The sequence below is a fragment of the Idiomarina piscisalsi genome, from assembly GCF_003987095.1.
GTDB lineage: Bacteria > Pseudomonadota > Gammaproteobacteria > Enterobacterales > Alteromonadaceae > Idiomarina > Idiomarina piscisalsi.
The window spans coordinates 71,041-92,511 of record NZ_PIQA01000006.1 but is presented as its reverse complement, the minus strand read 5'-3'; the positions used below and the strand labels follow the sequence as shown (position 1 = coordinate 92,511).

Annotated in this window: 17 protein-coding genes and 1 tRNA gene; 5 read left to right on the top strand and 13 right to left on the bottom strand. The window is 47.0% G+C overall.

The genetic code is table 11. The features are described 5' to 3' along the window. Complete coding sequence (locus CWI73_RS08480; RefSeq protein ID WP_126752378.1) at nt 1-1,383, bottom strand: cytochrome ubiquinol oxidase subunit I; 1,383 nt, start codon at nt 1,381-1,383, stop codon at nt 1-3. A 61-nt stretch (nt 1,384-1,444) separates the two neighbouring features. Continuing rightward, on the bottom strand, nt 1,445-2,005 hold the full coding sequence (locus CWI73_RS08475; RefSeq protein ID WP_126752377.1) for a Tll0287-like domain-containing protein: 561 nt from the start codon (nt 2,003-2,005) through the stop codon (nt 1,445-1,447). A 209-nt stretch (nt 2,006-2,214) separates the two neighbouring features. Here CWI73_RS08475 and CWI73_RS08470 point away from each other — a divergent pair, with 209 nt between their 5' ends. From CWI73_RS08470 to CWI73_RS08455, 4 genes are all read left to right on the top strand, one after another. Then, nucleotides 2,215-2,724 (top strand): Mpo1 family 2-hydroxy fatty acid dioxygenase, encoded by a 510-nt coding sequence (locus tag CWI73_RS08470; RefSeq protein ID WP_126752376.1) that lies wholly within the window; start codon nt 2,215-2,217, stop codon nt 2,722-2,724. A gap of 69 nt (nt 2,725-2,793) precedes the next feature. Beyond that, nucleotides 2,794-3,645, top strand: coding sequence for a glutathione-dependent disulfide-bond oxidoreductase (gene yghU / locus CWI73_RS08465; RefSeq protein WP_241968875.1), 852 nt, complete (start codon nt 2,794-2,796; stop codon nt 3,643-3,645). A 104-nt stretch (nt 3,646-3,749) separates the two neighbouring features. Further along, nucleotides 3,750-5,942: an OsmC domain/YcaO domain-containing protein gene (locus CWI73_RS08460; RefSeq protein WP_126752375.1), complete on the top strand. Its 2,193-nt coding sequence runs from the start codon at nt 3,750-3,752 to the stop codon at nt 5,940-5,942. A 336-nt stretch (nt 5,943-6,278) separates the two neighbouring features. Beyond that, complete coding sequence (locus CWI73_RS08455) at nt 6,279-8,342, top strand: TonB-dependent receptor domain-containing protein (RefSeq protein WP_126752374.1); 2,064 nt, start codon at nt 6,279-6,281, stop codon at nt 8,340-8,342. 113 nt (nt 8,343-8,455) lie between these two features. On the opposite strand, the gene tehB is transcribed toward CWI73_RS08455, so the two are convergent. The 8 genes from tehB to CWI73_RS08415 form a co-directional block, all read right to left on the bottom strand. Continuing rightward, nucleotides 8,456-9,025 carry a tellurite resistance methyltransferase TehB gene (tehB, locus tag CWI73_RS08450; RefSeq protein WP_126752373.1) on the bottom strand — a complete coding sequence of 190 codons (570 nt, stop codon included), beginning with the start codon at nt 9,023-9,025 and terminating at the stop codon, nt 8,456-8,458. A gap of 167 nt (nt 9,026-9,192) precedes the next feature. Next, nucleotides 9,193-9,268, bottom strand: a tRNA-Ile gene (locus tag CWI73_RS08445). Nucleotides 9,269-9,314: 46 nt separating this feature from the next. Next, nucleotides 9,315-10,730 (bottom strand): histidine kinase, encoded by a 1,416-nt coding sequence (locus tag CWI73_RS08440; RefSeq protein ID WP_126752372.1) that lies wholly within the window; start codon nt 10,728-10,730, stop codon nt 9,315-9,317. Between the two features lie 19 nt (nt 10,731-10,749). Beyond that, nucleotides 10,750-11,538, bottom strand: coding sequence for an amidohydrolase family protein (locus CWI73_RS08435; protein WP_058577032.1), 789 nt, complete (start codon nt 11,536-11,538; stop codon nt 10,750-10,752). 25 nt (nt 11,539-11,563) lie between these two features. Then, a complete protein-coding gene (gene rpoD / locus CWI73_RS08430; protein ID WP_126752371.1) occupies nt 11,564-13,396 on the bottom strand; it encodes an RNA polymerase sigma factor RpoD in 1,833 nt (610 codons plus the stop codon). A 101-nt stretch (nt 13,397-13,497) separates the two neighbouring features. After that, the gene (dnaG, locus tag CWI73_RS08425) at nt 13,498-15,243 is read right to left on the bottom strand and encodes a DNA primase (RefSeq protein ID WP_126752370.1); all 1,746 of its coding nucleotides are present in this window, start codon (nt 15,241-15,243) and stop codon (nt 13,498-13,500) included. A gap of 114 nt (nt 15,244-15,357) precedes the next feature. Further along, complete coding sequence (rpsU, locus tag CWI73_RS08420) at nt 15,358-15,573, bottom strand: 30S ribosomal protein S21 (protein ID WP_006954239.1); 216 nt, start codon at nt 15,571-15,573, stop codon at nt 15,358-15,360. Between the two features lie 80 nt (nt 15,574-15,653). Further along, nucleotides 15,654-16,388 carry a PilZ domain-containing protein gene (locus CWI73_RS08415; protein WP_126752369.1) on the bottom strand — a complete coding sequence of 245 codons (735 nt, stop codon included), beginning with the start codon at nt 16,386-16,388 and terminating at the stop codon, nt 15,654-15,656. A gap of 200 nt (nt 16,389-16,588) precedes the next feature. Between CWI73_RS08415 and CWI73_RS08410 the strand changes: the two genes are divergently transcribed. After that, a complete protein-coding gene (locus CWI73_RS08410; RefSeq protein WP_126752368.1) occupies nt 16,589-17,905 on the top strand; it encodes a protein kinase domain-containing protein in 1,317 nt (438 codons plus the stop codon). Here the strand turns inward: CWI73_RS08410 and tgt are convergent. The 3 genes from tgt to CWI73_RS08395 all read right to left on the bottom strand — a co-directional run bounded on the left by tgt (nt 17,881) and on the right by CWI73_RS08395 (nt 21,461). Further along, nucleotides 17,881-18,996, bottom strand: coding sequence for a tRNA guanosine(34) transglycosylase Tgt (gene tgt / locus CWI73_RS08405; RefSeq protein WP_126752502.1), 1,116 nt, complete (start codon nt 18,994-18,996; stop codon nt 17,881-17,883). The genes CWI73_RS08410 and tgt overlap by 25 nt on opposite strands. 32 nt (nt 18,997-19,028) lie before the next feature. Then, nucleotides 19,029-20,084, bottom strand: a complete 1,056-nt coding sequence (queA, locus tag CWI73_RS08400) for a tRNA preQ1(34) S-adenosylmethionine ribosyltransferase-isomerase QueA (protein ID WP_126752367.1) — start codon at nt 20,082-20,084, stop codon at nt 19,029-19,031. A 105-nt stretch (nt 20,085-20,189) separates the two neighbouring features. Continuing rightward, the gene (locus tag CWI73_RS08395) at nt 20,190-21,461 is read right to left on the bottom strand and encodes an inorganic phosphate transporter (protein WP_126752366.1); all 1,272 of its coding nucleotides are present in this window, start codon (nt 21,459-21,461) and stop codon (nt 20,190-20,192) included. Between the last annotated feature and the right edge of the window lie 10 nt (nt 21,462-21,471).

Sequence of the window (21,471 nt, the reverse complement as noted above, 5' to 3'; positions counted from 1 at the left end):
TTAATCAAAGCTTGCTTCAGCAGCAGACAGTGGGCGTTTAGCACGATGCTTTTCATCGTCGTGCTGCTCTGTACCTTCTGTTCCGGTACGAATGACGCGCGTTAAGTAATAAGCTCCGGCAGCAAAAACACAGGCGTAAACCAAAACGTAGCCAATGAGAGTGAACAGCGCCATTCCTCCAGTCAGTGACGGAGTGACTCCCTCCGCATGCGTCATTTGCCCATATACCAGATAAGGCGCACGACCTACTTCCGTAACAAACCAGCCGGCCAATACAGCAATAAACGGACTTAGCGTCATTAAACGCAGTGTTTGTAAATACCAACGCTTATGCATATAGGCTTTGTTACGTCGCAGGAACAGTCCAATAACGGCAACCAGCACCATTAACAAGCCCATAGCCACCATAATTCGGAAGGACCAGAACACGACAGGTACATTTGGCTGTAACTCCGGCGGCTGCTCTTTCACACCAGGAATTTCACCGTCCCAGTCGTGAGTTAATATGAAGCTTGCCATTTTCGGAATGCCCACTTCAAAGTGGTTGGTTTGCTGCTCTTGATCTGGAATTGCAAACAATAACAAAGGCGCGCCTTTTTGCGTTTCCCAGTTACCTTCCATCGCCGCCACTTTAGTTGGCTGATGCTCAAGCGTATTTAAGCCGTGCAGGTCGCCAATAAAGACTTGTAGTGGCGTCAGGAATAATAGCAGCCAAAGCGTCATCGATAATGCTTTACGATGTAACTCCGTGTCCCGCTTTTGAATCAGGAACCAGGCACTAACACCTGCAACCACAAAACCACCGGTCAAGAATGAAGCCAAGCCCATGTGAGCAAACCGATACCAGAAGGACTCGTTAAAGATAGCAGCCGACCAATCAACTACATGGTAGATACCGTCACGAATCTCTACCCCTGCAGGCGTTTGCATCCAGCTGTTCGCCGAGAGGATCCAGAATGACGAAATAAAGGTACCAATAGAGACCATCAACGCCGCAAAGAAATGCACACCGTTAGGCACTTTGCCTCGACCAAATAGCAACACTCCCAAAAACGCAGCTTCAAGGAAGAATGCTGTCACAACCTCGTAACTAAGCACAGGCCCCAGGAAGTTTGCGGTTGCCAGAGAGAAATTACTCCAGTTCGTACCAAACTGAAACGACATGACAATGCCTGACACAACTCCCATACCGAAAACAACAGCGAAAACCTGCGTCCAGAACGCGCCCAAACGTTCCCATTTCGGATTATTGGTTTTAAATGCAAGGCCGTAAATAAGTGCAATATAAGACGCCAACCCGATAGTGAACACCGGGAAAATGGCATGGAAAGACACAACAAACGCAAACTGAATTCGCGAGAGGAACAGCGGGTCGAGTTCCATTACATGATCTCCTAGCTAAGGATTTAACTCATTCTAAACAATAACCTTACAATATCAATGGTTATTGATTTTGATTTTTTGATCTAACAACAAAAGCCCCACGAATATCGCCAACGTCAAAACCTGTTGCTTTATCGTTTGGATACTTTTGGGTAATAGCCTTTCTTAGTTCAGGTTCAATATTCGAACCATGGCACGCCGCACACTGCGGCTGCATAACGATAGCTTTCATCCACACCGTATGCCCTTCTTCATTCGTGTAGCGCTGAGTCGGTACGTTTTCTTTCGTTTTGCTCCATAACCGCTCGAACTCTTTTAGAACCTGCTCTTGCTTTTTAGTCGGTTCATTCTGCGGGTTTCTCACTTTCAAAGACGTACGTCCAACGCTTAGGTTTAGTTCATCACTTACCGCACTGGCAATTTCTGGTGCCTGCTCGTTACAAACAGAAATTGCAGCAACATGACCGTCTTTCTGAATGGTCGACATAAGCACCTTACCTAAACGCTGTTGCAACTGCTTCGCCGCCTCTTCGTAATTTTCTTCACTAGCAAAAGCGGATGCAGACAACACTAGTATGCTTAAAATAGCAGTAGTAGAAATAAGGCGTGATGTAGCGAACATATTGGACTCCCTAACTGTAAACTAGAAACAGGTTATATGCTTATTCCATTTTGTTCTACATGTATTTATGAGACATTTTGTCGCAGTCCCACATAAACTGTATTTAGCGGTTTACATTATTAGTCGAAATTACACCCAAATGCGTTGCTAATTGACAATGGTAACGATGCGTATCAATCTAAAACGAATCTCTTCCGAAACGAAAAGCTATGAAAACAATTGCCGAACATTTAGCTCAATACGCCGCTTACCATCGTAACCGTAAGAACGTCGCAACGCATTTAATTGGTATTCCGATGATTGTTGTGGGTATTTTAACGCTGCTTTCGCGGCCAGTTTTGCCCATGGAGTTTATGATTATTACGCCTGCCAGCGTTGCCGTTTTTCTGTCGATTATTTTTTATGTTCGGCTGGATATCCCGTTAGGCCTGCTTATGACGGTTTTGCTATGGTTTGCGCTGGCTGCCGGCCGATGCTTTGCGGCTATGCCAACTGAACTATGGCTCAGTTGGGCCATTGGCTTGTTCGTTGTCGGTTGGGTATTCCAGTTTATTGGCCATTACTTCGAAGGTCGCAAACCGGCTTTTGTTGACGACATTATGGGCTTAGCCGTTGGCCCGTTGTTTGTCGTGACCGAAGTTGTATTTATGCTGGGCTTGCGAAAAGAGTTAAAAGCCGACATTGAAATGCAGTTAGTGAAACAAAAGCTTAAAGCATAGACAACAATCATTTTATTGGCGACCCATGCACCGACGCCATAACGATCACCTGACATGAGGTACTTATTTATGAAGGATGCCATTTCAACTGACACTTATGAACCACCTAAAGTGTGGAAATGGGACCAGGAAAGCGGTGGTAAGTTTGCCAATATCAACCGTCCTGTGGCCGGCGCTACGCATGACAAAGAATTACCTGTGGGTAAGCACCCGCATCAGTTGTATTCGCTGGCAACGCCGAACGGACAGAAAGTCACAATTTTATTTGAAGAGCTGCTGGAAAAAGGCATAGATGCTGCCGAATACGACGCCTATATTATTGATATTACTGAGGGCGAACAGTTCAGCAGTGGTTTTGTAGAGATAAACCCGAATTCAAAAATTCCGGCACTGCTCGATAATTCCACAACCCCAGCAACTCGGGTGTTTGAGTCAGGGTCCATACTGCTTTATTTGGCCGAGAAGTTTGGGGAGTTTTTGCCGACAGAGCCCGCCAAACGTACCGAATGTTTAAACTGGCTATTCTGGCAGATGGGCAGCGCACCTATGTTAGGTGGTGGCTTTGGTCATTTTTACTCTTATGCGCCAGAAAAACTGGAATACCCCATTAACCGTTACACCATGGAAGTAAAGCGCCAGCTCGATGTGCTCGATAAGCAACTCGCAGACAACGACTATATTGCCGGCGACGACTACACCATTGCCGACATGGCCATTTTCCCGTGGTACGGCGCATTAGTATTAAACGAAGTTTATGAAGCCGCAGAGTTTTTACAAGCACACGAGTACAAAAACGTGGTGGCCTGGGCGAAGCGCATAAACGAACGTCCAGCCGTAAAACGCGGCCGTCGTGTGAACAAAGTTTGGGGCGAAGAAAGCGAGCAGTTACGCGAACGCCACAGCGCCAGCGACTTTGAGTAACTCCGCCTATGGCAGTGGCTACGCCGATAATGATCAATAACTGAAAGTGTGGGATAATCCCGCACTTTCTTAGCTCTTCTATTTACAAGCGAAAGTCCCTCTCTATGGAAATCAATGTTCGTTTTCTCGAAAACATGCGCCTTGAGGCGAAGTTTGATGACTTCACCGTCATTTCTGACCAGCCTATTCGTTATAAAGGCGACGGCTCTGCGCCCGGTCCGTTTGACTACTTCTTAGCATCATCGGTCATGTGCGCCGCACATTTTATTCGTCTTTATTGCGATGCGCGCGACATTCCCACCGAGAACATTCGCATTTCCCAGAACAATGTTGTCGACCCGGAAAACCGCTATCAACAGCTGTTTAAAATTCAGGTTGAGTTGCCGGCGGACATCGACGAGAAAGATCGCAAAGGCATTATTCGTGCAGCTGAGCGCTGTGCGGTTAAGCGGGTTATTGAGAACGAATTGGCATTTGACGTTGAAGCTGTGGAAAGCATCACGCAGGACGCTCAGGCATTACTCACTATTGACCCAAGCGGTGACGAGAAAACCTACATTGAAGGCAAAGACCTGCCTTTAGAAGACACCATTAACAACATGACCAAGCTGTTAGCTGACTTGGGTATGAAAATAGAGGTGGCGTCCTGGCGCAACATTGTGCCAAACGTTTGGTCACTGCATATTCGTGACGCCGCGTCGCACATGTGCTTTACCAACGGCAAAGGCGCCAGCAAAGAAAGTGCATTATGCTCGGCGTTGGGTGAATTTATTGAGCGCTTAAGCTGCAACTTTTTCTATAATGACCAGTATTTTGGTGAAGAAATTGCCAATGCCGACTTTGTTCATTACCCGCAAGAAAAGTGGTTTCAGCCCGGGCCAAATGATGAACTACCGGAAGAAATACTCGATGAGCGAACGCGCGAGTTTTATGACCCTGAAGGCGAACTACGCGGCTCTCACTTAATTGACACCAATTCAGGACGTGTCGATCGAGGCATTGTGTCATTACCGTTCATGCGCCACTCCGATGGCGAAACGGTTTACTTTCCGTCGAACCTTATTGAGAACTTGTACTTAAGTAACGGTATGAGCGCCGGAAATACATTGGCGGAAGCGAAAGTGCAGTGCTTGTCAGAGATTTTTGAACGCGCGGTTAAGAAACAAATTATTGAAGACGAGATTACCCTACCCGACGTGCCGCAAAACGTTCTGAATAAATACCCTGATATTGTTGCCGGCATAAATGCCCTTGAGGAGCAAGGCTACCCGGTATTGGTAAAAGACGCTTCACTTGGCGGACAATTCCCGGTTATGTGTGTGACGCTGATGAACCCACGTACCGGCGGCGTATTTGCCTCCTTTGGCGCACACCCGAGCTTTGAAGTGGCATTAGAGCGCAGCTTAACAGAGCTATTACAAGGTCGCAGCTTTGAAGGACTGAACGACTTACCACCGCCAACCTTTAATTCTATGGCGGTGTCCGAGCCAAACAATTACGTCGAACACTTTATTGACTCCTCTGGTGTCGTTTCCTGGCGCTTTTTCAGCGCTAAATCAGACATTGAATTTGTAGAGTGGAACTTTGCATCCCCAACCAATGAAGAAGAGGCCGACACCTTGTTCGGTATTCTGAAGGAACTGGACAAAGAAGCCTACATTATGGTGCACGAAGACCTGGGCGCTCCGGTTTGCCGCATCTTAGTTCCGGGTTACTCCGAAGTATATCCAGTTGAAGATCTCGTCTGGGATAACACCAATATCGCGTTGCAGTACCGTGAGGACATTCTGAACCTGCACCGCCTGTCAGACGAGCAGCTGGAAGATTTAGTGGAGCGATTAGAAGACAGCCAGCTCGACAACTACATGGATATTATTACGCTGATTGGTATTGAGTTTGATGAAAATACCGAATGGGGTCAGCTCACTATTTTAGAGCTTAAGTTGCTTATTTATCTGGCACTGCAACGTCATGAAGACGCTCAAGAGTACGTTGAAATGTTTCTCCAGTATAACGACAACACGCCAGAGCGCGTGCTGTTCTACCGAGCGATTGAAGCCGTACTGGAAATTACGCTGGATGACGAACTAGAGCTAGATGATTATCGCTATAATTTAGGCCGCATGTACGGTGAAGACGTGATTGAAGCGGTTATTGGCTCCGTACAAGGCACCACACGCTTCTACGGCCTGACGCCAACCAATATGCAATTGGAAGGCATCGACCGTCATCTGAAGCTGCTGGACAGCTATAAAAAGCTACATAGTGCTCGGGCTGAAAGAGCGGCTAAGCAATAGCCGCTAAGCCAACAAGCCCGAAGCAGCTTATTAGCCCAAGCACAGCGATAACGGCTATGATAAGGAAGGTTAGCCAGGTTGCAGCAGGTGCCGATTTTTGCACTTAATCGAGGCCGCCTAAATCTATCTCTCTAACCAATTGGTTTGCCATGTTCACACCTAATTAAGGTTGATCCACTTAGAATTATTACATTTTAGACGGGTTTTCATTGCAGTTTAATGACACGAAGAAACTGACTAAAATAAATTGCAAATACGAACCATTATCATTACTATGTTTTCTAACTTAAACAACATAGCTATTCGCTATCGGAAAGGACAAGGAAGGCAGGAATAATGAATAAGTTCGTTTTAACTGGCGTGGCATGCGTCATGATGAGTGGTACAGGCTTTGTAAAAGCGGCTGAAACCAATAGCACGGAAGAGCAAAAGCAGCCAGACAAAAGTGCTATTGAACGAATTTCGGTGGTGGGCGCCGCAACCAACTTTAGTGTTACTGCAGAAGATATTGAACAATTCCAGGCAAACGATCTTGCTGATATTTTTCGCGAATCGCCCTCAGTTAGCGTCGGTGGCTCAGTGGGCGTTGCCCAGAAAATTTATATACGCGGCCTTGAAGACGCCTATCTGAATGTGACCGTCGACGGTGCCCAACAAACCTCTACCCTTTTTCACCATATCGGTCGTGTGACCTTAGACCCCGACTTACTAAAACAAATTGACGTACAAGCGGGCGCTGGTGAAGCCACCAGTGGACCTGGTGCTATTGGTGGTGCTATTCGCTTTAAAACCAAAGATGCACAAGATCTATTAAATGAAAACGAGCAGTTTGGCGGCCGCTTAAAGGCGAGTTACTTCTCCAATGACGGAACGCGATACAGTGGCACCGTATACGGTAAGCTGAACCCGTCTTTTGGTCTTTTAGGCTATTACAGCACGGTTGATCGCAACACCATGGAAGACGGTAACGGTAATAATATTTACGGTACCGCTGCAGACCAGGATCTCGCTTTTTTCAAAGCCAGCGGCGAAGTAACAGATAAACATTATGTGTCGTTAAGCTTCGAACAACGCGATGAAGAAGGCCAATTTTCCGCTCGCCCCAATTGGTTTGTTCCAGAGGGCACGCCGCTGTATCCCAGTGCGGCAAAACGCGACACCTACGTTGCAAATTATCGGTTTGACCATAGCGAATGGATTTATTTAGAGGCCACGGCTTATCAAACCAGCTCGTCATTTCGTGGCGGGCGCTTTGACTGGCTTGCTGACATCGACACGCAAGGTTTCGACGTCCGAAACACCACAGACACGCTTTATCATAGCTTCACTTATGGTGTCGACTACCGTAAAGACGACGTCGAAAGCGGCCCCGCAAACGGCCCGGCAGAAAACGCGGAAGAAAGCAGCATAATGGGCATTTATGCGCAAGCACACAGTAATATCACCGCCGACCTTTTGCTAAGTTATGGTGTGCGTTACGACAATTATGATTTTCAACAACGCATTCTTCTTGATGAGTACTATGGCGAGCCAGTAACTGACTCTGCAGCCGGATTAGATGACAGTAAGTTGAGCCTGAACGCAGGCCTTTCATACCGAGTCTCTGATGCCTGGAAACTTGGGCTAAGCTACGCTGAAGCCGCTCGAGGTAAAGAAATTGGTGACGGCTTTACGTTAGATGAATACTTGTACGACGGATCCGATGTTCCTGTCGTCGGCAGTAATGTAGTCCCAGAAACGGTTGAAAATATCGAGGCGTCAATTGAGTACAGCGCTAGTCGCTTAAACGCCAAACTGAGTGTTTATCAGTCAACCATTCACGACGTTATCTTCAGTGGTTTTGGCGGCGCGTCAATTTACAACAACATTGGAGATGTCGAATCAACCGGTATTGAACTCAATATGGCCTACCGGTGGGACAACGTCGATATGTATTTGGGGTTCTCCAATGCAGACGCCGAGCTTAAACCACGTGAAAATTTATACAGTCGCAACTACGACTCTGTTGATTTAAACGGATATGAGTTTAATGGCTTAGGTAATACTCGGGGTAGTACCCTGGTACTTGGTGCCGATTACTTTCTTGACCGTGATGTGAGCATTGGTTTTAACGTAACGCACGTGAATGATATTCGTATCGAGACTCTGCACCAAGCCCTCGAAAATGGCTGGGTCGACTCGTTATATACGCTGAATAAACCCAGTTATACCGTACTTGATATTTACGGTAACTGGGATATTACTAACGACTTGTCGGTTAATCTAGCAGTGACCAACTTATTAGACGAGCTCTACATTGACCATTCAAGTGTTGGTGATTACAGCGAGGTATTCCCTACCGTCGTTGGTCCTTATGAAGCCGGCCGTGACATCCGCTTGTCGTTAAGCTATGACTTTTAGGCTTAACTGACGCGGGAAAAGCGATAGTAGAGCCCTTACTGACCGATGGTCCACACTACGTTGGCCATCGGAATACTCACAAGAGTCAAAGCTCTAACTAACCCCGAAGCTTTTTACTTACTAGGTTTGCGCGCCAGCATCGTTGCAAACTGAAGTTTTGCACCATTATGCATAGTGCCGACATCTTCATTGTACTTGAGTAATTCCCAGCCCTCGTATGCGCTGCGCAACTGCCCTGTTTGAAAGGTAAAAGGAAACGGAACCGGGCATGGGTTTTCCGTCGTGTTCATTGCGCAGACAATTAGGTTATAACCGCCAGGCATCGTGCGAGATTGCATATTCTCAATAACCGCATCAACGCGCGCAGGGCTAAGAAACATTAAAGTTACCGTGCAGGCTATCAATCCATACTCGTCAGTTAGCTTCGCATCATTAATATCGTAGATGTTGGCGTCGATATTATCGAGGTTCTCTTCACTGGCAATTTGCCGCAACATATTGATGGCGTCAGGGTTATTGTCTACTGCGGTTACGTCGAAACCGAGTTGACTCAGGTATAACGCATTACGCCCATTTGAGCAGCCCATATCAAGTGCTTTACACGGCTTTATAGTCTTACATGCGTCTACGACTTCACTATGTGCGGGGTTAAGACCGTAACGGCTATTAATATCGATTGGCATGATACTTTCCTGAAGATTTCATAACATGCCGGCATAATACAACGTTTGGGAGTAAATTTAACCCGTATTGCCCGGCCTAGACATGATTTGAATCAATAAGAAAAGGCTTGTAGAGAGTGTGGTCCCCTCAAAGAAATTCCTGTGATCCTGAGGGTGTCATTTAAAAATGGTGGCCCCTCGCAGATTTGAACTGCGGACCAACCGATTATGAGTCGGGTGCTCTAACCACTGAGCTAAGGGGCCATTTCTGGTTGGAATGCTTGAAAGCGGCGCAGATTATACGAACTTTTTACCCTTTTGTCATGGGTATCAGCACGTTAAATCGCGATGTTTTTTCAAGTTTTTCGTAATTTATGTCGCCGCCCTGACTTTTTATCGCGTCTTTGACCACTTTTAAACCAACGCCATATGCATCCGGGTTTACGTCATCGGTTTCGAACATAGCACCTAAGTTTTTCTTGACTACGCCGTTATTTTCGTCGCACACGGACACATTCACAAAGTCGCCTTCAATATTTGCCTGTATCAGCACTTCGGAATTCACCGGTATAAAACTCACAACATGCCGTAATAAGTAATCGAAAACAAAACGGAACACTAACGGGCTAATCGTGACGCGTACGCTATCATCGGCAATAGAGGTTACAGTAATGTTCTTCTCACCTGAAAAGCTTTCATGATAATCCGCAATATCCTGCAGCCACGCCTCTAGCTCGAGGTCGCTTTTATCAAGCCCCTGCATGTCTGGCGACAGCTGTGAGAAGGTTTCGAACAAGCTCACAAGCTCTTGTACTTTAGGTTTCAGTTCAGCGCTATCACTGTCCCTTAACCGCTTCTCGAGATTCTCCAAATTATTCAAAGCTAATGCCGCCATTGAACGTGCCATGCGACCGGCTAAGGTTTTTTCAGAGGCAAGGCGAAGCTTGTCAGCTTCTTTCTCGAGTTCTCGCTCAGCAGCCTGTACTTGTTGGCGTGCTTGATACAACAAAAGAAGGAAAGGCTGTATTTCACCTACTTCAGAGGTCACAGAAACAGCTTTACTGGTATCTTCAGCGTCATTCACAATGCGATCACGCTCTTTGTGCCAACGCCGATTAAACGCTGACTCTCGCACAATAATGGCAACACCAATTAATGCCAGCAACACAAATAGCACGCTTGCAGTGACACTAAAATAATTCTGTACCGGCTGTATCGGGTGACTAAGCCATATGGCAAGCCCGGCGTGCTGTTTTTCCGGACATGCCACCACGACACGTATAGGCAGCTGCTCAGTGACATTTGCAGCAGCTTTATTATCAGCAATTGCCTTTCGGGCTGCGGAGCTTATAGCCAGTTGGACAGCTCCGGCTAACTGGCTGTCTTGCGAGTTACCACGTGAAGAGGCTACCGCGTAGCCCATGAATCCATTTTCAATGTGCCAAAAGCCGCCAAGCGTGTATTCCTTATTGCGAATAGACTCGCTAATAGCCTGATACAAAAGCTCGGGGTTGCTAACCGCTTGCTGCTTACTTTCAGAAGAGGGATAGAGGTTACTAACAGTTCGCTGAACAGCCGCGCAGGTTTGCTCAAGGCTGCTTGTCGTTCGACTGATTAATTGACCGGATGACTGCCAATAAGTCAGCAGCAGACCACCTATCGCTATCGCAATAATAGCGATAGCGAACCAGCGATTAGTGCGGGTGTGGCTTGCGAGTGACTGCACGTTGCGTCACTCGCTCTTATTAAGGAAGTTGGTAGAAGTCGCGTGCATTTTGATAAAACACTTTATCAACAGCATCTGCACCACCGTCGGCACTTTCCAACGCATTCACAATGGTTGTAATGTCCGAAGGCTCAAACGAACGGTTACTGCGGGTACCTGGTAAGTCGGTGCCGAACATTAAAGCATCTGGGTTAGTTTTATATAGCGCTTTAACAGCATCAGCCACATTGACTTCTGTGCGACCAAAACCGCTGGCTTTAATTTTTACGCCACCTTCGGCTAAACGACGCACTTGCGATAAGCCCGACTTAGCCATACCTAAGTGGTCAACGCTAAGTTTCGGTAACTTCAGCAGCGTAGGCACCATGTCGTCAAGCTCGCGGCTGTCGACGTAAATTTCCAAATGCCAACCCGCTAAATCCCAAATACGCTTACCAAATTCAACAATACCTTCAATGTCGCGGTGAACACCGCGCTTCAGGTTCACACGAACGCCACGAATGCGGTGTTCGTTCAGTTGCTGAATCTTTTCATCACTCACAGAGCCTGGTAGTTGGGTCACGCCTACAAAGTTGTCACCCAAATTTTCCAGTGCGGCTTTCAAATAACGCTGCTCAAAGCCCTGGAATGAACCCGACACAATAACACCGCCTTCAATAGGCAGGCCACGTGTTAAATTCCGATAATCATCAATATAAAAAGGCTCAGGGATATGACCTTGGTTTTCAATTAGCGGAAACTCGTCATCGTAAATATGCAAATGCGAGTCAATAATACGTTTCGGCCAATTGTCACGGTTATTACCCATGCTGCCTCCTGTGTCAGAGAATATCTTACTCATCCAAGAACGATTTAAGCTGCTCAGAGCGGCTTGGATGGCGAAGCTTTCTTAATGCTTTGGCTTCAATTTGACGAATTCGTTCACGAGTTACATCAAACTGTTTACCAACTTCTTCCAAAGTATGGTCAGTATTCATATCAATACCAAAACGCATACGCAAGACTTTCGCTTCTCGAGCGGTAAGGCCGCCGAGCACTTCGCGCACTGAGTTACGCAAGCTCTCAGACGTCGCCGAATCGATAGGTAAGTCCAGCGTGTTGTCTTCAATGAAATCACCCAAGTGCGAATCTTCGTCGTCACCAATAGGGGTTTCCATTGAAATCGGTTCTTTTGCAATTTTTAGAACTTTGCGAATTTTGTCTTCCGGCATCATCATGCGCTCAGCCAATTCTTCCGGCTGCGGCTCTCGGCCCATTTCCTGCAACATTTGACGCGAAATACGGTTCAATTTGTTGATAGTTTCAATCATATGAACCGGTATACGGATAGTACGAGCCTGGTCCGCAATTGAACGAGTAATTGCCTGGCGGATCCACCACGTAGCATAGGTAGAGAACTTGTAACCACGGCGATATTCGAACTTATCTACCGCTTTCATCAAGCCGATGTTACCTTCCTGAATTAAGTCCAGGAATTGCAGGCCACGGTTGGTGTACTTCTTCGCAATTGAAATAACCAAACGCAGGTTGGCTTCCACCATCTCTTTTTTCGCACGGCGGGCTTTCGCCTCACCAATAGACATACGGCGGTTAATTTCTTTTACTTTACCGATGGTTAAGCCGGTCTCTTTCTCAACATCGACCAACTTATTCACGCAACGCTCAATTTCGTCGCGTGTTTCTTTCATTGTTCCTGCGAAGCTCTCGCCTGAGCTAATTTGCGCATCTACCCATGCCATGCTGTTTTCGTTACCGGCAAAGGCTTTCATAAAGTCGCGCTTAGGCATGCCGCCTTGCTCAACGCTTAACTTCATAATAATACGTTCTTGCACACGTACACGCTGCATCATTGAACGCATGTCTTTAACTAAGCGGTCGAACTGCTTTGGTACCAGGCGGAACTGTTTGAACAGATCGCTTAGTTTGTCAATTTCAACGCGGGCATCGGCTCCATCTCGACCATGTTTGGCAATAGCCTGACGAGTTGCTTCGTACTGCTCTCGAAGCTCGGTAAACTTGGCGCGAGCGAATTCCGGATCGATGCCAGTATCTGACTCTTCCTCATCATCCTCGTCTGCATCGTCGTCTTCGTCTTCCAGCTCTTCTTCTGGTAGTTCAGAACCAACGTGTGTTGCAGCAACAGGCGCTTCATCGACCTCTTCCGGGTCAATAAATCCAGAGATGATATCGGTTAAGCGTAACTCTTCCGCTTCGTAAGAGTCCCACTGTTCTAATAGGAAGTTAATGGCTTCAGGGTATTCCGCCACAGAGCATTGAACCTGGTTAATACCTTCTTCAATGCGCTTGGCAATATCAATTTCGCCTTCACGAGTCAGCAGTTCAACGGTACCCATTTCACGCATATACATACGCACTGGGTCTGTCGTTCGGCCAATTTCGCTGTCGACCGACGCAAGGGCTTGAGCGGCTTCTTCCGCAGCATCTTCGTCGGCTGCGCTCTCGGCCATCATCAAGTCATCGGCGTCCGGCGCACTCTCAAAGACACGGATGCCCATGTCGTTGATCATGCGAATAATATCTTCAACCTGATCGGAATCTACAATTTCTTGAGGTAAATGGTCATTAACCTCAGCAAAAGTTAAAAAACCTTGCTCTTTGCCTTTCGCAATAAGTACTTTCAGTTGCGATTGCCGACTCTGCTGCATACAGACGTTCCACCCATGACTGTGAATGTAGAATACCCAAAATGACCAGACAGTATAACAGAATTCAGTCTTTTAAGCTAGAAAAGGCTGACTAGCAAGTGTTATTTCGCCTTGTTTAAGTACTGTATAATTGTCTGGTATTCTTGGCGCTCTACCTTAGTTAATGCGCCCTCTTGCGATTTTTTCAAGAGTGCGTTTGCTCTTTGTTCGAAATACTGGTCTATCAAATAAATAAAAATATCAGAAAATTCCTGCTCAATGTTTTCTTCATCGAGCTGATGATTCCAAAGCGCTAGCTTTTGCAGAGCTGAGTAATAGTCACTGTCGCGCCAGCTCTCAAGTACCTGCGCTGTTGTCATTGGCTTATTCGCACACTGTTTGTGAAGCTCAATAAACAACTCAACGCCATTTAGCTGAAGTGCCCGCAGTTCTTCTTTAACCGCTATTTTAGTGCCCAACTGCGGATACTGAAGCAGTAAGGATATCGCCTTTCTAATTGGCGTCATCTTTATTGACTCAGATTTGGGTCTTCTTTGGTTGGGTTTATCAAAGTGCCGCTCTAACTGCGATGTCTCACGCCGCAGTATTTCCGCCAACCTCTGCATTAATGAATCTCGGTAATAACCGCTCGCTATTTTCTCAATCAGCGGTTTGGCCGTGCTAAGCAACTGCGAACAACCGGCGTCAGTACTAACGTCGATACCTTCCTGCAAGTGTTCAAAAAAGTATTCAGTAAAAGGCTTCGCTTGAGTTAAGGCCTGCTCAAACGCTTCTTTGCCTTTATCTCTAACAACGGAGTCTGGATCTTCCCCTTCCGGCAGAAATAAGAAAGCCATGTCCAGACCGTCCTTTAATAACGGCAGCGCATTTTCCAACGCACGCCAGGCGGCGTCTCGCCCCGCTCGGTCGCCATCGTAGCAACAAACGACGCGCGGCGAGGTACGGAATAAACGCTGTAACTGTTCAGTTGTTGTTGCTGTGCCCAGCGATGCAACGGCATAATCAATGCCCGCCTGAGACAACGCAACGACATCCATATAACCTTCAACCACCACCACTTGATCTGGTCGGCGCACAGCTTGCTGCATATGCCAGTAACCGTAGAGCTCACTACCTTTATGAAACAAACGCGTTTCCGGTGAGTTCAAATACTTAGGTCCGTCACCTTCAATGATTCGTCCACCAAAACCGACAACCCGCCCGCGCCGATCGTGGATAGGAAACATAACCCGGTCGCGGAAAAAATCATAATGACGACCTTTCTCGTTACGGTTAATGAGTTTCAGCTCGAGCAATTGCTGACGCTGCTTAGCACCTTTCCCAAAGGTTTTAAGTAAGCTGTCCCAGTCGTCGGGAGCATAACCTATTTGAAAGCGCTTAACCGTCTCGCCACTCAAACCACGCTTTTTCAGGTAGCCAATAACTTGCTCCGAACGCGCATGATGTTTCAGCTGATGCTGATAAAACCGTGCCGCTTGATTCATTATCGCGACATCGTCCTGAGTTTGCTGTTGCTTCTTCTGCGCCGCTTGCGGGTTTTCCGGCTCTTCTCTGGGTACCTGCACCCCAAACAAACCTGCCAGTTCTTCAACGGCGTCCGGGAACTGAAGACCATCGAACTCCATTAGAAAGTCGATGGCGTTACCGTGAGCACCGCACCCAAAGCAATGATAAAACTGCTTGTCTTGGCTGACTGTGAAGGATGGCGATTTTTCGTTATGGAAGGGACAACAGGCCTGATGGTTCTTGCCGGCTTTTTTTAACGGCACGCGACTGTCAACAACTTCAACAATGTCTGCTCTTTCGAGTAAGTCGTGAATAAAGCTTTTAGGGATCAAGCCTGCCATTGCCGTCTCAGTCTCAAGGTTAAAGAATCAACAGAAACACGAAAGCCGCGACAACAAGTCACGGCTTCCAGCACTTTACGAAAAAGTGAACACTCAAATTGTCGTTAAACGCTCTTAGTATAAACGAGTACGACGAGCGTTTTCACGAGCCAGCTTTTTAGCGTGACGTTTTACGGCCGCGGCTTTCTTGCGCTTGCGCTCTGCAGTAGGCTTTTCGTAGTGTTCACGACGACGAACTTCTGACAGAACACCTGCTTTTTCACAAGAGCGCTTGAAACGACGCAAAGCTACGTCAAACGGCTCGTTTTCTTTCACTTTTACGACTGGCATTAAAACATCACCTCGGATAAATTATCTATTTGATTAAAAATTAGCCGCTACTGGCTTAAATTGGTGCTGAATTGTACCGACTAAGATTCTGCTTGTAAAGTGTTATCCGATGTTTCAAAACCAATATCGTTGTCGCTCAATAATGCCTTAACTTCCGAGGATGCCATCAGCAGTTTTCCCAGCAAATCTTGGAAGTTGTCAGGCTTATCTTTAAACGCTAACCCAAACTGCCATACCCCTGGTCCAACAATATCCAAACTTTTTACATGGAAAAGCCCAAGTGACAAATCGTTGCCCGGTTCAGTCACTGTTACGCTGGCTTGTAATCCGCCTTCGTCCTCCAGAGAAGCCGGTTGGGTCCCTCGGTATTGGAAACCAATGCCTTTTCCCGATACATCGACAACGATACCGCTTAATGGATTACCGTTACCCTGTGCACGATGCAGTTGAAGCTCTGCACCACAGTTAACCGAAATGCGAGGAGATGTGCGCAACGACTGAACATTTGCCTCTCGGGGGTAACTGACAAACAAAAGTTTTTGCGGGAATTGTGTCATGCTGAGTAAATCAACAGTTCCCGTGACTTGCTCACCCGATGCGGCTACCGTCGTAAACGCGAATGTTCTATTCGCTTTCAACTGGGGCAATACATCCTGCCAACGATACTGGCGGGACAATTCAAGAATTAAATAGTCGGGGTATTGTTGACCAACCAAGGTTATGTTCAGTGTTTGGTAACCGTCGTTTGACTTGAGTGTAATTTGAGCAGGCTGCCGAAACCGATTGTTCGCCAAAACACCTTTGCCATTCTGCATTAGTGCTGTCCTTTTATTATTATTTTAATAACCATTCATAATAGCGAATATCTGCTAATTTTTAAGTAAATACTCGATATTTATCAGTCGATGTCAATTGACGTCAGTTGTTATAAGGAAGGCTTTCGTTAGCTTGGATCCTGTTGTTTACCGACTATGCTCGCTAGACTCTGTGTTAGCTAGACAGTAAGGATGCGAACTTGGCTATTAGTTACTCCAGAGACACATTTCCATACCCTATACCCGAACGTTACCAATGCGAAGGCCTGCTTGGTTACGGCGGTAGCGGCTTGGTTTATAAAGCTTACGACGGGAGACTTCAGCGTACCGTTGCAGTGAAGTTCGCTCGCTCACCCTCGTTAGTCAGTCGTAACCGTTTGGTTCGCGAAGCTCGCTTACTGTCTCAGGTTTCACACCCTTCATTATGTCGCGTTTATGACATTGGTGAACCAGAAGTCATCTCTTCATCTTTATTCCTTGTCATGGAATATGTTGAAGGGACTAGGCTCGATAAACTCAATAAGCACTTATCAGTTAACGATGCGGTTGAAATTACCTATCAACTTGCCAATGCTTTAAGCGCACTACACAAGTCGGGGTACGCTCATAATGATGTGAAAGGACATAACATCATTTTGTCGAAACAGAAGCAGTCCGATGTGCCTGTATTGGTTGATTTAAGTATCGCTGAAAACGTTTCGAGAGAGTCTCAGCAACAAGATATCTATCAGGTTGGTGAATTACTGCTACTTCTTCTTGCCAGCATGACCCCTGATGTATTTTTAATGCAACCAGTGGCCGATAAGCGCCGATTGCCATCAGGGCTAGCGGACATTATTAAGAAAGCACTTGCCGTCGACTCTTATGAATCATTTACTGACATGTCGGAACTGGCTAATACGCTAGCTAAATGGCGAGCTAAATCTTACAAGCAACGAAGACGTCTGGGCTGGGCAACGGCATTGACCGCCTCCACCCTAATACTAGGAGGGCTGGCTCTTACCGCTTTCAATAAACTCGACACTTACGAAAGCATATACAGTGCCCCGGTTCATCAACATTCGCACGGACAAGTATTTGCTCACTATACCGAACATTTAATTGAAGATGGCAGTTGGGACGAAGCCCAGGAGACGGCAGAGTTAGCACTGTCACACTTTGACAATGCGATTAGTGAACATGGTGATGATTTTACGCATCACCGTGAACGTATTGAGTTCCTGCTCGGGCTTGATCCCATTTTCTCGGATACCGAGTACACAACTCGGCTACTGAACGCACTTAATAATATGGGCGCTCCAGCTAAGTACTCCAGGCCTGATGCCGCGTATCACGTCCAAGCCAAAGCTTATCTCGCACTCGCCAAAGTGAACAAAAAGCAGGAGCATTTAAGGACGCGCTGGGTCGAACAAGCCTGGGCGGCCCTGAGTTCAGCACAGGAGCTTTCCTCTGCTGAACATTACCTGCCTACCCAGAAAATGCTTGAGAAGTTTCAGTCCAGCGGCGGAACTGATTGACCTCGCTGCTGATAAAACGTTTCAACAAACTCGTCAAATGTATCGTTATCCAGCGCATCGCGCATATCACTCATGACCTTTTGATAGAAACGCAGATTATGAATAGTGTTTAAGCGCCCACCCAGCATTTCATTGGTTTTGTCTAAATGATGTAAATACGCACGCGAGTAATTTTTACAGGTGTAGCAGTCGCAATTTTCATCCAGCGGACCGGTATCGGTTCTATGCACTGCGTTACGTATTTTTACCACGCCTGAACTAATGAACAGATGACCATTACGCGCGTTACGGGTTGGCATGACACAGTCAAACATGTCAATACCTCGGCGCACAGCTTCAACCAAGTCTTCCGGTTTACCCACTCCCATTAAGTAGCGCGGCTTTTGCTCCGGCATTTTTGGCGCTGTGTGCTCTAAAATGCGCATCATGTCTTCTTTGGGTTCGCCCACCGACAAGCCGCCTATCGCATAGCCGTCAAACTCAATGTCAGTTAAGCCTTTCAAAGAAATGTCACGCAGCTCTTCATACATACCGCCCTGAATAATACCGAATAACGCTGCTTTGTTATCGCCATGTGCGTTTTTCGAGCGTTCAGCCCAACGCAAAGAAAGCTCCATAGAGCTACGAGCTTCTGCTTGAGTGGCCGGGAATGGCGTGCATTCGTCAAAGATCATGACAATATCAGAGCCGAGTTCGCGCTGAACCTGCATAGACTTCTCTGGTGTCAGTAGAATCTTCTCACCGTTAATTGGCGAACGGAAAGTCACCCCTTCTTCGGTGATTTTTCTTAGCTCACCAAGGCTAAAAACCTGAAAACCGCCAGAGTCAGTAAGAATGGGCTTATCCCAATTCATAAAGTCGTGGAGGTCGCCATGCTGTTGGATAATTTGCGTGCCCGGGCGAAGCATTAGGTGGAACGTATTACCCAGACAAATCTGAGCCCCGGTGTCTTTAACCTCTTCCGGCGTCATCCCTTTCACTGTGCCTAGCGTTCCGACAGGCATGAATGCGGGGGTTTCCACTGTGCCACGTTCAAACTTCATGCGTCCTCTACGGGCACGACCACTGGTTTTATCAAGTTCAAATTTCATTGTCATAATATATCGCTTCAAAGAATGTCTGTTTATCGCTGCAATAACATTGCATCGCCGTAACTAAAGAATCGGTATTTTTCATTAATGGCTTGCTGATAAGCATCCATAATTAAATCACGTCCGGCGAAGGCTGAAACCAGCATAATGAGTGTCGATTCCGGTAAGTGGAAATTCGTTATTAAGCTATCGACCACTTTAAATTCGTACCCCGGATAGATAAAAATATCGGTGTCGTCAAAAAAGGGTTGAATGTCGCCGTTTTCTGAGGCATTTGCGGCCGACTCCAACGAGCGTACGGAGGTTGTGCCTACAGCCACAACTCGACCACCATTAGCTTTCGTCTGCTTTATGGCATTGCAGGTTTCTTCACTGACCTTTGCGTATTCGCTGTGCATGACGTGATCATTGATATTTTCCACGCGTACCGGCTGGAATGTACCCGCCCCAACATGTAGCGTCACATAAGCGAAGTTAACGCCTTTGTTTCTGAGCTTCTGTAGAATATCGTCGTCGAAATGCAACCCCGCTGTTGGCGCCGCGACAGCGCCGGGCTCGCGGTTATAAACGGTTTGGTAACGTTCTTTGTCGGAGCTTTCATCCGGACGGTCAATGTATGGCGGTAACGGCATGTGGCCATATTCTTCAAGAATGTCCAATACGGATTCTTCATGCTCAAATTTAAGCTCAAATAAAGCATCGTGCCGCGCTAACATAGTGACCTTTACAGCACCTTCGAGCAGCAACTCTGCGCCCGCTTTAGGCGAGCGGTTCGAGCGAACATGAGCTAATACCCGGTGCTCATCCAGCAGGCGCTCTATCAGAACTTCTACTTTTCCGCCGGATACTTTTTCACCCAGTAGGCGAGCAGGAATAACGCGAGTGTCATTGAATACCAGGAGATCGCCTGAGTCTAAGGCATCGACAATGTCAGTAAACTGCTTATGCCCAATAGACTTTGATTCAGCATTAACCTGAAGCAAGCGACTGGCACTGCGCTGCTCCTGAGGATAACGAGCGATAAGTTCGTCAGGCAACTCGAAAGAGAAGTCACTGACTTTTAAAGAAGACGGGTTATTTTCTGACATACCTGCGCTTTTTCTGGAACACTTTTAAAGCGCGGATTTTACTGGAAAGTCGGCAGCCTGTCACTGAAACAGACTGCCTTTTCATGGCTTCTTAATTGGCGAAGCTTATGCGACGCCGAATATCGCCTTCAGGATATAGAAGAAGACAATAGACATAATGGCACCCGCCGGCAGGGTCACAACCCAGGACACAACGATATTGCGCACAACGCCTAAGTTAAGAGCGGCAATACCACGCGCCATACCAACACCCAGTACAGCACCTACCAGAGTTTGCGTAGTAGAGATTGGCAAGCCAGTACCTGACGCAAGCACGACGGTAGACGCAGCGGCCAATTCGGCAGCGAAACCACGGCTTGGCGTTAAGTGAGTAATACCTTTACCAATGGTTGCGATAACGCGTTTGCCCAGCATCGCCAGACCGGCAACAATACCTACACCGCCTAATGGCAATATCCACCACGCCAACTGCGCTTTACTGCCGATATCGCCACCACTGGTTACTACGCTGACAACAGCAGCTAGCGGTCCAATAGCGTTAGCAACGTCATTTGAGCCGTGGGCAAATGCCATCGCACAGGCAGTTACCACCATAAGTACCGCAAATACTTTCTCGACGTTGGTATAGTGCATGTCTTTGTCATCGGACGGATTAAACTTCAGTCGGCTAATGGCAAGCTTACCAATAGCGAACACAATCACAGCGACACCTAGGGCCCAAAGATAGCCCTCAAGACTGCCTAAGTTCAAACCCACGTGTTTTAAACCTTTTTTAATGGTAACCAGCGAAAGAACAAAGCCTGCAAGCCCCATATAGAAAGGAACGTAACGTTGCGCCATTTTTAGCGGGTTGGAGCGGTCAAAAATAAGTTTCTGTGCACTCATAAAAATGAGATAGGCAATAAAGCCGGATATTGCCGGGGTAATGACCCAACTTCCCACAACACCGCCAACTTTCGCCCATTGAACCGACTCCATACTGACACCCACGGCCGAAAAGCCGACAATGGCTCCGATAATAGAGTGCGTGGTTGACACAGGCCAGCCCAGGTAAGAAGCAATAAGCAGCCAGAACCCCGCAGCCAAAAGCGCCGAGATCATACCGAAGACAAGAAGCTCAGGCTGATCAACAAAGTAGGCTGAGTCGATAATGCCTTTACGTATCGTGGAGGTCACTTCGCCACCAGCGAGGTAAGCACCGGCAAATTCAAAGATCATGGCAATTAAAATGGCTTGCTTAATGGTTAGCGCTTTTGAACCAACCGATGTGCCCATGGCGTTAGCAACGTCGTTAGCACCAATGCCCCAGGCCATAAAAAAGCCGAAAATAGCCGCCATGCCGATAAGCAGCATGCTGTAATTTGAAATAATATCCATAAATTAGACT

Excerpts from the sequence above, each read along its gene's own strand:
- CWI73_RS08480 (WP_126752378.1), bottom strand. The coding sequence starts at position 1,383 with ATGGAACTCGACCCGCTGTTCCTCTCGCGAATTCAGTTTGCGTTTGTT.
- CWI73_RS08475 (WP_126752377.1), bottom strand. The coding sequence starts at position 2,005 with ATGTTCGCTACATCACGCCTTATTTCTACTACTGCTATTTTAAGCATA.
- CWI73_RS08470 (WP_126752376.1), top strand. The coding sequence starts at position 2,215 with ATGAAAACAATTGCCGAACATTTAGCTCAATACGCCGCTTACCATCGT.
- yghU (WP_241968875.1), top strand. The coding sequence starts at position 2,794 with ATGAAGGATGCCATTTCAACTGACACTTATGAACCACCTAAAGTGTGG.
- CWI73_RS08460 (WP_126752375.1), top strand. The coding sequence starts at position 3,750 with ATGGAAATCAATGTTCGTTTTCTCGAAAACATGCGCCTTGAGGCGAAG.
- CWI73_RS08455 (WP_126752374.1), top strand. The coding sequence starts at position 6,279 with ATGAATAAGTTCGTTTTAACTGGCGTGGCATGCGTCATGATGAGTGGT.
- tehB (WP_126752373.1), bottom strand. The coding sequence starts at position 9,025 with ATGCCAATCGATATTAATAGCCGTTACGGTCTTAACCCCGCACATAGT.
- CWI73_RS08435 (WP_058577032.1), bottom strand. The coding sequence starts at position 11,538 with ATGGGTAATAACCGTGACAATTGGCCGAAACGTATTATTGACTCGCAT.
- rpoD (WP_126752371.1), bottom strand. The coding sequence starts at position 13,396 with ATGCAGCAGAGTCGGCAATCGCAACTGAAAGTACTTATTGCGAAAGGC.
- dnaG (WP_126752370.1), bottom strand. The coding sequence starts at position 15,243 with ATGGCAGGCTTGATCCCTAAAAGCTTTATTCACGACTTACTCGAAAGA.
- rpsU (WP_006954239.1), bottom strand. The coding sequence starts at position 15,573 with ATGCCAGTCGTAAAAGTGAAAGAAAACGAGCCGTTTGACGTAGCTTTG.
- CWI73_RS08415 (WP_126752369.1), bottom strand. The coding sequence starts at position 16,388 with ATGCAGAATGGCAAAGGTGTTTTGGCGAACAATCGGTTTCGGCAGCCT.
- tgt (WP_126752502.1), bottom strand. The coding sequence starts at position 18,996 with ATGAAATTTGAACTTGATAAAACCAGTGGTCGTGCCCGTAGAGGACGC.
- queA (WP_126752367.1), bottom strand. The coding sequence starts at position 20,084 with ATGTCAGAAAATAACCCGTCTTCTTTAAAAGTCAGTGACTTCTCTTTC.
- CWI73_RS08395 (WP_126752366.1), bottom strand. The coding sequence starts at position 21,461 with ATGGATATTATTTCAAATTACAGCATGCTGCTTATCGGCATGGCGGCT.